Genomic DNA, 14,106 nt, shown 5'->3' on the forward strand with positions numbered 1-14,106 from the left:
GGGATGCTCAATGAAACGTGACGAATCGCAACCTGGGGTTCACCCAGACCCGATGCCAGACGATGAGTCTGATCCGGCGAAAAAACCGGCTCCGACGCAACATCCAGATCCAGACCCGGAAGAAGATAACGAGGAGTCATAACGCACGTCGATGACTCGAACGATAAAAAGGCGACTTTCCCGATTAAATGGGAAAGTCGCCTTTGCTGTGGGTCACTTTTTCGGTGCGACCACACGATACTCGTTCATTTTATCAAACTCTTTTTCATTGAAGTATTCGACGACGACGAAGTCACCAACCGGGCATTCCCACCGGTCTTTCGCGACTTGGCACTCTTTGAGCGTCACTTTCTCGTCGAACATGTCGAGCTCTAACGTATCTTTGAGGAATTGTTCAGCCTGTTTGTCGGCGATTTTGAAATACTCGCTTAGGATGACGTCTTCTCCCTTGTCGTTCGTGTGTGTCATTACTTTAAAAAATCTCATTGGATTTGACCCTTCTTTCTCTAGATAAACTCTCGCTCTAGTATAAAGGAAAGAGTAGGTTTTGGGAAACCCACTCTCAAGTACAACATCAAACCACTTTCGGCCGTCGCGGCGGCGCCTCGTTGAACGGTTGCTTATGACGAATGATGAGCCAAAACAATAGACCGAATAACGGGATGTACGGGAGCGGCCACAAGCTCATCTTATAGCGCTTCGCATCTCGGGTCATCAATGTCATTTGGACGAAGGCGAGCAAAAAGAAATCGACCGTCATCGTGCGGACGAATTGATTCTGTTCGACGTATGACCAATACTGTGCGACATTCCCAGTCATCGCGGCAGCGATGAATAAACCGATCGTGACGAGGAGCAACACGACCCCGAGCAGTCTCGTCGGCAACGGCTTGATTGGCGTCGGGTAGGGCGACTGCCGTGCGAACGCGAGATACGGAGCGATGATGAATCCTCCGACGACGAAACCGGTTGCTGCCGGTAGGAGTGGATTCGGCCGCAGTTGGTTCACTTCCGACCAAAGCAGCGGGAACAGCGCGAGCGGGTAGACGCCTAGCACGCTAAAGAGGGATAAAGAATATCCTTCATAGGCATCGGTATTGTACGTCAGGAAGTCGAGCAAGAACCGGCTCGAGAACGGGGTGTTGGGACCAAGTAGCGCGATCGCGATCGCGGCGGCCCAAGGAATCAATAAAAATTTTCTAGTCATGGCTACACCTCTAATCTGTCTCTGTTGTCATTAGTATACCCTGTTATCGGACGAACAAAAAATGAGAAGTGTCTGACGACACGTTCTCATTGGTTCTCTCTTGCATAAGCTTTGATCATCGTCACGAGCTGTTGGGCTTCTTCTGAATTCGCTTCAAGACGGATCCCGTAATCGTACATGCTTCCTATTTGACTGCGGTGACGGACGTGACCAGTCAACTCGATTGACTGGATGAGCGGGACGAGGTCGAGCACGACCTGAACTTTCAGCCCTTCCGACAGCGGGAACAAGTAGTCGCAGCGCAACTTCAAGCCGTGGGCACTAATGTTGAGCAGCATGCCTTCACCGTCATGCAACTCCTTATCTTCCCATACGAGGCGGTAGGGGATGAAACGGGGGTTCGGTAAAATGTAGCGGAACGTTTCTTGTCGGCGATAACGCATCGGTTCACCTCATTTCTCTTCTAGATTATCGGTTCGATTCCACCATTTTTGAAGCGTTGGACCGCCAAATTTTCGGGAAGCACGGTTTACAGAATCGTAAGCGCTTTCTATAATGAGGATAAAGGTTTGGTTTAAGGAGGGGATCGCGTGAACGTGTCTGATTTACTCCGACGTTACTCGATTGACGAACCAATCATCTATGTGAAGAACCTGCACGGGCAGTGGGTCAAGCTCGAACATCTGCCGCCCTACACCATACTTGAGGTCGAGACGACGGACGAGACCATCGAAGCGCTCGCTATCGACGCTTACATGGCGCTCACTGTTTGTCGGGAGACGTCGTCACTCGAAGATGCGCGGCCTTACGCGGTGCGTCTGCAAATTCGAGAAAAAACCGCAACCCGTTGAGGTTGCGGTTTTTTATTTAGGCTGCTTTTTCCGTCTCGTCGTCTTGTGGTTCGGTCCGTTTCGCATAATACATGAACGGCGTGGCCATCCAAGCGATGATGAACTTCGCGACATACGTCGTGACGAAAATGTTCCACCAGATATCCCATTCCATTCCCCAAAAGGCGATCGTACAGAACGTGAGCGTATCGATCAACTGTGAGACGACCGTCGATCCAGTCGTCCGGAGCCACAGTTTCTTCTCACCCGTTTTCGCCCGAATCTTCGAATAGATGAAGACGTCGAACAGTTGCGAGACGAGGTACGCCGCGAGACTGCCGAGCGTGATGAGCGGGAGCATCGAGAACAACGCCTTGAAGCTCTCATGCATGTAGAGCGCTTCTTCGAACGGTTCGTAAAGCAAGGCGAACTGCATGAGTACCGTCGAGACGATCAAGATGAAGAAGCCGAGCCAGACGCCTTTGCGGGCGGCGTGACGGCCATGTTTCTCGTTCAAGATGTCTGTCGCTAAATAAAGGGAACCGTAGACGATGTTCCCGAGTGTGAAGATGAAACCACCAATCACAATCTGCTGCGTCACTTGGATGTTGGCGACGACCGAGGCCATCGCGATCCAGGCGTACAGTCCGACCCGTCCGAACAGTTTATAGCTGAGGACGAGCAGACCGAGCGTGAGCAGGGCAGAAGGGATCCATAACCATTCATTCAGCATCTGTCATGCTCCTTCCAAAAAAATCATTCAATTCAACTTTTCAAGTTTATAGAGGAACCGTAAACGTGTCAAGACAGTATCCATGACTGTAAGAAAAAAGCCCTCATCCGAGTTTGGATGAGAGCAGCCTATGTAGTTGATAAATGTCACACACCACTTAGATAAATAGCGATGCCTTTTATGGTCGATGACATGCTATTCAATTGGGTCCGGGCTTCTTCCCAATAAGCCCAATCGTCAGTCTCTAAAAACTGCGTCAACCCCTCACTGACGGCTGTGAGTTCGTTCAATACGCTGGTCAGTCCTTCGCGGTCGATTCCTGATGCGTCAGATGACACCAAGTGGTCGAGCGCCGGAAGAACTTCATCAAGGTCGGCACGGACGGATTCGAGCTCTTCCCGGTTACTGTCGATTTGAGTAGAGATTTCTTCGAGCGGACGGTCTTCACAAGACGTCCCACAGGCGAAGATGGATTGCTCGGATTGACGCAGCGCACCGAGCGTATCACTGCTCAGTGACTCGAGATAGCCTAAAAATATCGAGACTTCTTCTTCGGTCGGGACAGGTTCGGAGAAGGGTTGCGTCTCAGATACATCGATCACGATATTTTCATTCTTTGGTGGTGAGTCAATCGGACGATCCGTTGTCTCTTGGGTACAAGAGGCCAACAAGGCGACGGCAGCTAGTAGTGTGATGAAACGTTTCATATCTAGTCTCCTTTAGGTATGTATCTGCTCATTATACCATTTATTGGAATATCAAATCGGATTAGATACAATAAAAAGCACTTTCTCTATTTTTCGAGAAAGTGCTTTTTATCGCTCCGTAAAACGGATTCAGTTGATGCCTCCGACGAGAATCGAACTCGTGCTGCAGCATTACCATTGCTGAGGTCTGCCACTAACCTACAGAGGCGTTACAACTAGTATGTTACACAGTCTCGATTGAAAATTCAAGCTTTTTTAGAATAATAAGACCCCCGTTCTTCTCTTGATGAGAAGAGCGAGGGTCAAACAAATCATGCTTACTTCGTCCGGACCCAAACAGCTCCAGCCGAATTGTCTTTCGCTTCGCCGACGACGTCGACGACGAGTCCGTATTGTGGAAGCTTACGGCCCGCATCCGGGATGAGCGAGTTGATGTACGTATTGGCGTCATTGAACTGTTTCACGCCAGATTGCGCCTTGTAGTCGTAAATTCCGCGGCTCGGAGAATCGAGGTACCAAGCGAGCGTTTTGTCTAAACTGAACGCGGCGTCCGCGATTTGGTAACGCGTGCTGCCTGAAACCGTTTCTTTGCCGTTCAAGTTACCGACAATTGCCTCTGGATGTGAGTCGACGACTCCGAGGAAACCTTCGCCCGGGTGGATACCGACCCAGTTGTCCGAGAACGAGTCGTCGGCATACCAGACAACGAGACCGGTGTTGTACTTGACGCCACGGCCGTTCAAGAGACCCGTGTCAGCGCCTGCGTGGTTACGCCATTCGAGGTAGTAGTAGTGCGGTTTCGTGTCATAACCGTCCGACTTGACGAAGCCGTCGAGCGTGACCGCCTCAGCACCTTCCGCGTCATCTGCGAGAAGCGTCTGTCCGCCTGACGTGATCGCCAAGTTGTCGAGGGCGAATCCTTCAAGGGCGAGACCGCCGTCTGTCACGTATTCGAACACGATCTGGACGTCTTGACCGGCGAACTGTGACAAGTCGTACGATTTGTTCACCCAAGCGCCGTTTGTTGACTCGGCGTCATTTCCGGTGTTGTCGTCACCGTAGACGTCAAGGACGACTTCTTTGCCGCCGCTCAGTGCTTTGACGTACAAGTAGTCGTAATCATATTCGATCTCGAACCGTGTATCGAAGGCGAGTGTGCCGTCAGCACTGAGCTTGACGCTTGGTGTCACGAGTTCAGTGTGCAAGTTATCACCTTTTGTCGAGTAGTAGTAGTACTGTCCGAACTCAGGTTCAATACCTTTCACTTTCTTGTCCGGAAGGTTCACTTTCAACAACCCTGGGTTGTTCGATTTCGTCACCGATTGATCGAGTTTCGAGACGAAACCTTGCTGGGTGATGTCTTCAAGATCGACTTCCGTGATGTTGGCCCAGTTGCCGCCCATCAATTTTTGGAAGTATTCCTTGTTTTGTGGCGAGAAGCTCGTCGGCTCCGTTCCTGCCACTTTACCAGCCCAGCTGCCGCCGCTCATGATCGACCATGATTGGACCGGCTCGCCTTGGCCTGTGTACTGCGTGTCATATTCGTCAGGAAGACCGAGGTCATGACCGAATTCGTGGGCGAATACGCCGACCGCTCCGTCTTCAGGTTGGATCGTGTAATCGTATGCGGCCATTTTACCGCCCCAATATGGGACGTCAGCCGTCGTGTTCTCCACGCCATATACGCCATCTAGTACCCAACGGTGTGACCAGACCGCGTCGTCACCGAGGACACCGCCGCCCGCTTCTTGGCCGGTACCAGCATGAATGATCATCAAGTGATCGACCAAGCCGTCCGGTTCGTTGAAGTCGCCGTCGCCGTCGAGGTCATACAAGTCATACTCATCGTATTCGGCGAGGTCCATTCCTGAAGCGACCGCCGCATTCAACGTGTCTTTGACGAGTTGACGGGGACCTGGACCAATGTTGTCATTCCCGCCGGCCGGATTGTCACCGCCGTAGTCTTTCGCCGTACCTGGTACGGTCAACCATTCAGAGACGGTACCGTCGACCGTGTAGCTGCCGCCAGACTGTTCTTCATAATACTGTTTGAACGTCTGAACTTTCTCACCGTTGAACAGTTCGAACGACTTATCACCGAACATATACTGCTCGTAGTGTTCTTTGCTGAAATTGTCGCTATACATATAACCGGGATCTTGGACAATGTTGTTATGTTTGAAGTCGCTGTACTCGACGAGGAGGACGAGCACTTTGTCTTCACGAACCGCACCGTTATAGCCCGTTGCTTTGGCCGGATCAACTTTGATTTGGCCATTCGGTTTGCCTTTTCGATAATTGCCTTGACCTTTTTTCGCTTTGTCGAGGAGACGTTTCGATTCTTTTTCGAATTGGTTATGTATCTTCTCTTTCGCTTTCGCCGCTTTGTCATTCAATTTGTCATCATGTTTGTGATCGTGGGCATCTTGCGCTGTACCTTGCTTCTTTTTAATATACGCGTCGACGGCTTTCTGTCGCTCTTTCGTTGAAAGCCCTTTTTTGATGACGCCACGCTTTTCGAGCGCTTTGGCGAGTCGATCCTCATCGATGATGTTGTGATCGAATGGGGCAGTATTTGTTGCGGTTGGTAACGGTGAAGCGGCAAGTGGAGCGGCACCGACGGCCGGGATCGCACTGACGCTCATGACCGATGTCAGCGCGACGGCGAGCGTCGTACGACGGATGGAACGTTTTTTCATTTGGACTGACCTCCTGTAAAAATAATGGGAAATTGTGTGAGCTTGATGTAAACGTTAAACTTGTGTCTGATTAATGTCAATATTCAGAAAATAACAATTATGAAAAATAAGAAAAAAGAGACTTTCGTCCCGATTAAGTCAAAATACCTAATCCGAACGAGTCTCTCAGTCGATATATCCATAATGGAACTTCGAAGTTTTGCGTGAAAGTCGCTTAAATCCATACTTTTCGAATGCCGGGCTCTCAAAATGTGCTTTTAGGACAATTCTGTTTTTCGCAACGCGTTTGGCTTCTGAAATCAGTTCATCTGACAACTGCGCTTCGTTTGCCAACGCTCGTAACGGGTTCAGATGAACTGATTCTGAAATCGTTTTTTCGAACATCGGATCGAAATAGACGACCTCAAATTCGTCATCCGCACAATTTTTCAAATAAGTGAGGGCGTCGGTCCAAACGACCTCGATGCGTCGCATCGCTTCATTCAAAGCGTTCTCTTTCTCTTCCCAGACCGACATGCCTTCTTTGACGAGTGTCGCTGTGATGAATTCGCTCTCGAGGCCGACGACGCGACCGCTCGGGCCGACGGCGTGGCTCATGACGATACTGTCGGAACCGAGTCCGAGTGTACAATCGAGCACGCGGTCTCCGAGTTGAAGGTCGGCCGCATCGATCAGTGGGTCGTTGCCATCACGAAGCAGTTGCTTGACACGGAAGACCGAGCTTGATGGATGGAAGAAGAACGGCTCTTTGGCGCCGAGCGGCGTATACTCAACGCGGCGCTTATCGAAAACGAGGACGGCGGCACCGTGCCGGCTCATCAACGTCTCGATTGAATGCTTTCGCCGCGAGACGAACGGCACATCGTGTAGCAATGAGTGCTCGTTTGCCTTATGAATGATTGCTTCAGTCGGCCGTAGACAAGTTGTGACGATATACATCATTTAATCTCCTTACTTAAAAAATGAGACGCGGTGGCGTCTCATTTTTTCTTACTGAGTAGATCTGACAACTCGTCGATGAGCGCCTTGTTCGAGGCGAGTTCTTTCTTTTTCTCATCGTTCGGGTTGATCGGACGTTTCGAGCGGGTTTGGAGCGCTTCGAGCGTCTCATCGATCGACGTTTTGAGCGTATCACGATCTTCTGGCTTAAGTGACGCTTCTTGTGGGCTCTCACCACTCGCATCAAGTTCGCGTAAGCGTACCATCAATTGTTTCGCTTCACGATTCAAATCGGATAACAATCTGTCAATTTGTTCCAAACGAAGTTTAATACCATCACGTTCTGTGAACATATCTTTCACCTCTTTTACGGTTTAACCACAAGGGTCTCTTCTTGTTTACTTTACCATAATTTTCGGAAGACGAAACTACCGGGAATATATTCCATTTATTTTGACTTCGGGAAACACTGTTTCTCTATGCCCACACGAAGAACAACTGGTATACTAACTTAGCTAAAAAGGAGGTGGGCGGATGCATTCGACAAATCATCCACCAAAAGCGCTCAAAGGAGCCATTTTATCAATCACGACTTATTTGATTTTATCTGTTCTCAAAGTCGTCTTCGGCTATATTTACAATTCGGAAGCCGTGCTCGCCGACGGTTTCAACAATACGACCGACGTCATCGCATCAATTGCCGTCTATATCGGGATTCGTGTGGCGGCAACGCCGCGGGATGCTGAACATAAGTATGGCCATGCGAAGATGGAGACGATTGCCGCGCTCGTCGCTTCGCTCATCATGGTCGCGGTCGGGTTGTTCGTGTTATTGAACAGCATCGCCAATCTGCTCGCCGGTGTCTACGTCGAGCCGAACCCGCTCGCCGCCGTCGTCGCGTTCTTTAGTGCGATCGTCATGTACGGTGTCCATCGCTACAATTTGAACTTGGCGAAACAGACCAAATCACTCGCGCTGAAAGCGGCCGCGAAAGACAATTTGGCCGACGCCTTGATCTCGATCGGTGCGACGCTCGGCGTCTTGTTCGCTTACTTTAAGCTGCCGTGGATGGATACAGTGCTCGCGGTCGTCATCGCGGGGCTCATCATCCGGACGGCCATCCAAATCTTTCTCGATGCGACGCATCAACTGTCTGACGGGTTCCCGCCTGATCTCGTCGAGTCTTATGAAGAGACGATCCAACATTTTGATACCGTCAAAGAAGTTCGAGAGATCAAAGGCCGGCATCTCGGTAACCACGTCATGCTCGACGTGACGATCGCCGTTGACGGTGGTTTGACCGTCGACGAGGCTCATGTGCTTTGTGACGATATCGAACGGGAACTCGATAAACACCACGCCGTCGATTCGGTCCACATTCATATCGAACCGGTCTGATTTAGGTTATCTTTTGCGCTTCATGATGCGCTTCGTATATAATGAGTTTGGAAAGACGTTGGAATAACTGTTAAGGAGGGCACGGGATGAAAATCGTGCGTCAACCTATTCGCCAGATCGATGAGATCGAATATGAACATTTTCAGAAATATGGTCAAAGCTCATACGGCATGTCGGCCGAAGAACTAAAAGGTATTTTTGTCGAGATGGGGGCCGAGCATGTGTACATGGCTGACGAACATAGTTATGGCGAGGATTTTTACTACGACCTTGTTCAAGACGGACAAATCGTCGGTAAAGTACTGCTTTTCAAGCTAGCTCGCGTCTATCAGCTCGATTTGATGGTGTTTGACCCGTATAAAGATAAAGGCTATGCGACAGAAGGATTACGCCTTGCACTCGAACAGTCCGATTTAAAAGACGGTCACACCGTCCGCGCCGGCATCCCGCCGACGAGTCCGCATCAAGAAGCGATGCGTCGCGTCCTCGAACAGAACGGCTTCGAGAAACGCAACGGACTTTACTATTTAAACTTTAAAAAACGATATGTGATGAACCACTGAACTGACGGCGTCTAGCGCGTCAGTTTTTTCGTATGGAGGGTTTTTGGATGAAACAAGTGACGATCAACGACATCGCTAAACTCGCCGGTGTTGCCAAAAGTACTGTCTCCCGTTATTTGAATGGGGGATCGGTCGGGAAGGCGACTCGTGAGAAAATCGAGCGAGTCATCCGTGAGACGAAATATGAACCGAACCAGTTCGCCCAAAGTTTGAAGTCGAAGCAGACGAAGATGATCGGCGTCATCGTCCCACGTCTCGATTCGTATGCGGCTTCAAGGACGATGATGGGGATTGATGAACGCTTGACCGAGCATGGTTATCAGATGCTCGTCGTCAACACGGCCCAACAGACCGAGCGTGAGATCGAGCAACTGTATAACTTGGCCAAGCAAAAAGTGGCCGGCATCATTTGGCTCGGGACGACCGTGACGCCAGCGCATCTACAGGCGATCGAAGCGATTCAAATCCCGGTCCTGTTGATTGGTCAGCAGCACGATGACGTGCATAGCCTCGTCTACCCGGACAATGAGTCGGCTTATGCGCTCGGGCGACAGTTCATGGAGTGGGGGCACCGGGACATCATCTATGTCGGGGTGGCAGAGGATGATATCGCCGTCGGACAAGCCCGTCGTGACGGATTTTTGAGAGCGTTCAATGAAGCTGGCGCCATCGTCCGTTCGATGACGACGACGTTCAGAATCGACGACGCCATCCCGATCGGTGAGCAGCTCGCGACCGACGTGACGGACGCGAAGCTCGTCGTTTGTGCGACCGACAACATCGCGCTCGGTGTCTTGAAAGGGTTAGCGAACGGCGGCAAACGAGTGCCGGATGACATCTCGGTCAGCGGTTTCGGTGGGTACGATTTCACAGAAGTATTGCATCCATCGCTGACGACGGTCCACCTTCCATATCGGCGGACTGGTTCTCGTGCGGCTGACATGATCCTCCAGTTGCTGACAGGTGAAGCCACCCCGATGAAAACGTTCACAAATTTCGAATTAAAATTACGAGAAAGCGTTGACATGTTGAATTAAATCGTTTACATTTGTGTTGCGGAACCGGTTCCGCAACATTTTTTATTCGCTTTTGGAACCGGTTCGATAAATGATACGAAGCAATACATTCAAACATGGAGGTGGACGGATGAACACCGTACATTGCATTGGTGAACTATTGATTGATTGGGTTTGTGAAGACGCGTCGAGCGATCTCGTCAATGGGACGACGTTCGTGAAGAAAGCAGGTGGCGCACCGGCAAACGTGGCCGCCGTCGTCAGTAAACATGGGGGACGCTCAAGTTTTCTCGGACAGGTCGGAGCCGACCCGTTCGGACAATTTTTAAAACAGACGCTCGTCGACAACGGCGTCGGCGTCGAGAATCTAGTCGAACAGGGTGACACGACGTTCGCCTTCGTCTCGATCCAAGCAGACGGGGAGCGCGACTTCACGTTCCGTCGTGGGAGTGACGGCGACTATGCGTTCGAAGCGATCGACTTGACCGCGTTCAAGCCAGGTGACATCGTTCATTTCGGTTCAGCGACGGCACTGCTCGACGGTGAGTTGAAGAACGCTTACTTTAAACTGTTACAGTTCGCCAAGCGTGACGGCCTGTTCGTCTCGTTCGACCCGAACTACCGGGATGCGCTCGTCACAGACATCGACGCGTTCAAACAAGACTCGCTTCACTTTATCGCAGAAGCCGATTTTGTGAAGTTGAGCGAAGAGGAAGCGCAACTTTTGACCGGGCATGACGATTTAGATCAAGCGGTCGCGTCGCTTCTCGAAACGGGTGCGTCACGGATTGCCATCACGCTCGGCTCGCGCGGGACGTTGATCGCCACGAAAGACGGCAACAATGTGATTTCGTCGGTGAAAATTGACAGCGTCGATTCGACGGGAGCTGGTGACGCCTTCGTCGGTGCTTACTTGTATCGATTAGCGACACTCGGGGTCGATGACGCTCGTTTACTAAAGGATATCGAATATGCGAACGTGACCGGCGCGCTTACGTGCACCGCTTACGGCGCGATTCCAGCCATACCATCACAACAACGTGTGCTTGAAGCACTAGGAGGGAAACCAGTATGAACTACAGACAAGAAGCAGAAGCGATTTTAGAGGCGGTCGGCGGGAAAGACAACGTTGCAGCAGCGGCCCACTGTGCGACCCGGCTCCGCCTCGTCCTAAACGACGAATCGAAAGTCGACGAGAAGAAACTCGACGCACTTGACGTCGTCAAAGGGACGTTCTCAACGGGCGGGCAGTATCAGGTCATCATCGGTCAAGGTACAGTCAACAAAGTGTACGCCGAATTCGCCGAATTGACAGGTCTCGGTGATATGTCGACGACCGACGTCAAGTCGGCCGGTGCGAAGAAAGGTAACCCGCTCCAACAGTTCGTGAAGATGCTATCTGATATTTTCGTACCGATCATCCCGGCCATCGTCGCCGGCGGTCTCTTGATGGGGATCAACAACTTGCTCACAGCACCTGATTTGTTCTTCGACGGCAGCTCGCTGATCGACCAGTACCCTGGTATCGCCGATCTTGCCGCGATGATCAACACGTTCGCCAACGCCGCCTTCGTCTTCCTACCCGTCCTGATCGGGTTCTCCGCCGCCAAGCGGTTTGGGGGTAATCCATACCTCGGCGCCGCGCTCGGGATGATCATGGTCCACCCGGATCTCGTCAACGCCTACGCACAAGCGACGGTCGGCGACATCCCGGTTTGGAACATTCTCGGCTTTGAGATTGAGAAGCTCGGTTACCAAGGACAAGTGTTACCGGTCCTCGTATCCGCCTATATCTTATCGAAACTTGAAATCAACATCCGTAAGTTCATGCCAGCATCACTCGACATCTTGCTCACACCGTTGCTCTCGCTCCTCATCACGGCGTTCGTCACGTTCGCCTTCGTCGGACCGATCACGCGTGAAGCAGGTAACTTGATCATCGATTCGCTCGTTTGGACGTATGACTCGCTCGGATTCTTCGGTGGTCTCGTCATGGGTCTCTTGTACGCCCCGATCGTCATCACAGGGATGCACCACAGCTTCATCGCCATCGAGACGCAACTTCTCGCAGACATCGCGCGCACAGGTGGTTCGTTCATCTTCCCGATCGCGGCCATGTCAAACGTCGCCCAAGGTGCGGCTACGCTTGCCGTCTTCTTCTTGACACGCGATAAGAAGATGAAAGGTGTCGCTTCGGCATCTGGTATCTCGGCACTACTCGGTATCACTGAGCCCGCCATGTTCGGGGTCAACTTGAAACTACGCTATCCGTTCATCGCGGCCATCATCGGTTCAGGGATCGCCTCGGCGTTCATCGTCGGTCGTGAAGTCCTCGCTGTCGCCCTCGGCGCGGCAGGTCTTCCAGGGATCATCTCGATTGCACCGGCATCAATTGTCTCGTATATCATCGGTATGGCCATCGCCTTCGCGGTCGCCTTCGGATTGACGTTCGTCCTTGCGAAACGCCAAACGAAAAAAGAAGCAGTTAAACAAGCAGCATAAGAAAGAAAAAGGAAGTGATTGTATGAGTTGGACGAAGGCAGAGCGTTACCGCTCGTTAAGTGACGTGAGTGCCCTCGAGATGGAGACGCTCCGTGCGAAGACGGCGGCTTCCCCGTGGCGGTTCGGATACCATATCCAACCGCCGACGGGCCTCCTGAACGACCCGAACGGATTCACGTATTACAACGGGGAGTATCACATGTTTTATCAATGGTTCCCGCTCGGACCGGTACACGGTCTGAAGCATTGGTACCATGTCACATCACCCGATCTCGTCACGTGGACGGACCGCGGGGTGGCGTTAGTCCCGGAGACGACCGAAGACTCACACGGTGCCTATTCGGGCAGCGGCTTCGTGAAGGACGGTGAACTCCACGTCATGTACACCGGCAACCACCGGACGGACGACTGGACGCGTCACGCCTCGCAAATCATCGGCGTGCTACGAGACGGAAAAATCGAACGCCGGAACGTCGCCATCCCGGACGTACCGGCCGGGTACACGGAACATTTCCGTGACCCGAAAGTGTGGCTCGAGAACGATGTCTATTACGCCATCGTCGGAGCGCAGCGTGATAATGATACGGGCTGTGTCGTCTTGTATCGGTCGACTGATTTGAACGACTGGACGTTTATCGGTGAAGTCAAAACGGGTCTCGACCCGTTCGGCTACATGTGGGAATGCCCAGACGTGTTCGAACTGAACGGTCAACACGTCCTCGTCTTCTCGCCACAAGGCATCGAGCCGGAAGGCCACCGTTATCACAACATCTATCAGTCTGGATTCTTGATCGGCAAACTCGACGTCGAAACGTTGACGTTCACACACGGTGCGTTCGAAGAACTCGATTTCGGGTTCGACTTCTACGCACCGCAGACGACCGAACATGAGGGACGTCGCGTGCTCGTCGGTTGGATGGGTTTGCCGGAGATTGACTACCCGACAGACCGCTACGGTTGGGCCCACGCCTTGACGTTGCCGCGTGAACTCTCGCTCGAGGACGGATTGCTTAAACAGCGTCCGGTGCAAGCGATGACGAAGCTGTGCCAAAACGAATTCGTCAACGCATCCGGTACGGTGATTGAAACTTCGACACCGGACCGTTACGAGCTCGAGCTGAAAACGGACGAATCTGACTTCACGCTCGACCTGCTCCAAATCGGGAATGAGTCACTCGTCATCCGTTATGATGCAGCGACGCATGAACTGACGATCGACCGGACGAACGCCGGTGAGCCGTTCGCGACCGAGTTCGGAACGACCCGGACGAAAACGATCGCCGTCGAATCACTTCACGTGTTCGTCGACTCGTCGAGTGTCGAATGTTTCGTCAATGACGGCGAGGCCGTCGCCACGCTCCGCGTGTTCCCGAGCGAGCTTGAAAAACAGTTGCGTTATGAAGGAGCGACTGCGAGCCTGACCGGTTGGACGTATCAATAAGGAAGAGCTGGGCTTCGGCCCGGCTTTTTTGTTGTCCTAAAAATCCGACTGCTTCATTCCTTGCGTGTGTT

At 51.9% G+C, this 14,106-nt stretch carries 16 protein-coding genes and 1 tRNA gene; 8 read left to right on the top strand and 9 right to left on the bottom strand.

The genetic code is table 11. The features are described 5' to 3' along the window. The first annotated feature begins 10 nt into the window (after positions 1–10). Positions 11–142, top strand: a complete 132-nt coding sequence (locus EVJ29_RS15610) for a hypothetical protein (protein WP_016509559.1) — start codon at positions 11–13, stop codon at positions 140–142. Positions 143–213: 71 nt separating this feature from the next. Here the strand turns inward: EVJ29_RS15610 and EVJ29_RS09435 are convergent, their stop codons facing one another. The 3 genes from EVJ29_RS09435 to EVJ29_RS09445 all read right to left on the bottom strand — a co-directional run bounded on the left by EVJ29_RS09435 (position 214) and on the right by EVJ29_RS09445 (position 1,650). Beyond that, positions 214–468: a hypothetical protein gene (locus EVJ29_RS09435; protein ID WP_070327313.1), complete on the bottom strand. Its 255-nt coding sequence runs from the start codon at positions 466–468 to the stop codon at positions 214–216. 106 nt (positions 469–574) lie between these two features. Continuing rightward, a complete protein-coding gene (locus tag EVJ29_RS09440) occupies positions 575–1,207 on the bottom strand; it encodes a hypothetical protein (RefSeq protein WP_016509573.1) in 633 nt (210 codons plus the stop codon). Positions 1,208–1,293: 86 nt separating this feature from the next. Next, positions 1,294–1,650 (bottom strand): PilZ domain-containing protein, encoded by a 357-nt coding sequence (locus EVJ29_RS09445; RefSeq protein WP_071397445.1) that lies wholly within the window; start codon positions 1,648–1,650, stop codon positions 1,294–1,296. Positions 1,651–1,797: 147 nt separating this feature from the next. Between EVJ29_RS09445 and EVJ29_RS09450 the strand changes: the two genes are divergently transcribed. Then, positions 1,798–2,058 (top strand): hypothetical protein, encoded by a 261-nt coding sequence (locus tag EVJ29_RS09450; RefSeq protein ID WP_233589672.1) that lies wholly within the window; start codon positions 1,798–1,800, stop codon positions 2,056–2,058. 16 nt (positions 2,059–2,074) lie between these two features. On the opposite strand, the gene EVJ29_RS09455 is transcribed toward EVJ29_RS09450, so the two are convergent. From EVJ29_RS09455 to EVJ29_RS09480, 6 genes are all read right to left on the bottom strand, one after another. After that, positions 2,075–2,770, bottom strand: a complete 696-nt coding sequence (locus EVJ29_RS09455) for a queuosine precursor transporter (protein ID WP_070327311.1) — start codon at positions 2,768–2,770, stop codon at positions 2,075–2,077. Between the two features lie 146 nt (positions 2,771–2,916). Beyond that, positions 2,917–3,477 carry a hypothetical protein gene (locus EVJ29_RS09460; RefSeq protein ID WP_131505014.1) on the bottom strand — a complete coding sequence of 187 codons (561 nt, stop codon included), beginning with the start codon at positions 3,475–3,477 and terminating at the stop codon, positions 2,917–2,919. 137 nt (positions 3,478–3,614) lie between these two features. Next, positions 3,615–3,685 (bottom strand) — tRNA-Thr (locus tag EVJ29_RS09465). 109 nt (positions 3,686–3,794) lie between these two features. Continuing rightward, positions 3,795–6,176 (bottom strand): immune inhibitor A domain-containing protein, encoded by a 2,382-nt coding sequence (locus EVJ29_RS09470; RefSeq protein ID WP_131505015.1) that lies wholly within the window; start codon positions 6,174–6,176, stop codon positions 3,795–3,797. A 165-nt stretch (positions 6,177–6,341) separates the two neighbouring features. Further along, positions 6,342–7,115 carry a class I SAM-dependent methyltransferase gene (locus tag EVJ29_RS09475; RefSeq protein ID WP_236633497.1) on the bottom strand — a complete coding sequence of 258 codons (774 nt, stop codon included), beginning with the start codon at positions 7,113–7,115 and terminating at the stop codon, positions 6,342–6,344. 41 nt (positions 7,116–7,156) lie between these two features. Beyond that, entirely contained in the window at positions 7,157–7,468 is a 312-nt protein-coding gene (locus EVJ29_RS09480) for a hypothetical protein (protein WP_070327307.1), read from the bottom strand. 181 nt (positions 7,469–7,649) lie between these two features. On the opposite strand from EVJ29_RS09480, the gene EVJ29_RS09485 reads away from it, so the two are divergent. From EVJ29_RS09485 to EVJ29_RS09510, 6 genes are all read left to right on the top strand, one after another. Then, a complete protein-coding gene (locus tag EVJ29_RS09485; RefSeq protein WP_131465099.1) occupies positions 7,650–8,513 on the top strand; it encodes a cation diffusion facilitator family transporter in 864 nt (287 codons plus the stop codon). Positions 8,514–8,599: 86 nt separating this feature from the next. Beyond that, positions 8,600–9,076 (top strand): GNAT family N-acetyltransferase, encoded by a 477-nt coding sequence (locus EVJ29_RS09490; protein WP_071397451.1) that lies wholly within the window; start codon positions 8,600–8,602, stop codon positions 9,074–9,076. Positions 9,077–9,123: 47 nt separating this feature from the next. After that, complete coding sequence (locus tag EVJ29_RS09495) at positions 9,124–10,113, top strand: LacI family DNA-binding transcriptional regulator (protein ID WP_131505016.1); 990 nt, start codon at positions 9,124–9,126, stop codon at positions 10,111–10,113. Between the two features lie 109 nt (positions 10,114–10,222). Next, positions 10,223–11,167: a carbohydrate kinase family protein gene (locus tag EVJ29_RS09500; protein ID WP_131505017.1), complete on the top strand. Its 945-nt coding sequence runs from the start codon at positions 10,223–10,225 to the stop codon at positions 11,165–11,167. After that, positions 11,164–12,594: a sucrose-specific PTS transporter subunit IIBC gene (locus EVJ29_RS09505; RefSeq protein ID WP_131465094.1), complete on the top strand. Its 1,431-nt coding sequence runs from the start codon at positions 11,164–11,166 to the stop codon at positions 12,592–12,594. Before EVJ29_RS09500 ends, EVJ29_RS09505 begins: the two co-directional genes overlap by 4 nt. Positions 12,595–12,616: 22 nt before the next feature. Beyond that, the gene (locus tag EVJ29_RS09510) at positions 12,617–14,035 is read left to right on the top strand and encodes a glycoside hydrolase family 32 protein (RefSeq protein WP_131505018.1); all 1,419 of its coding nucleotides are present in this window, start codon (positions 12,617–12,619) and stop codon (positions 14,033–14,035) included. The last annotated feature ends 71 nt before the right edge of the window (positions 14,036–14,106 follow it).

Origin of the sequence: Exiguobacterium sp. SH4S7 (assembly GCF_004336795.1) — a bacterium.
Taxonomy (GTDB): domain Bacteria; phylum Bacillota; class Bacilli; order Exiguobacteriales; family Exiguobacteriaceae; genus Exiguobacterium; species Exiguobacterium aurantiacum_A.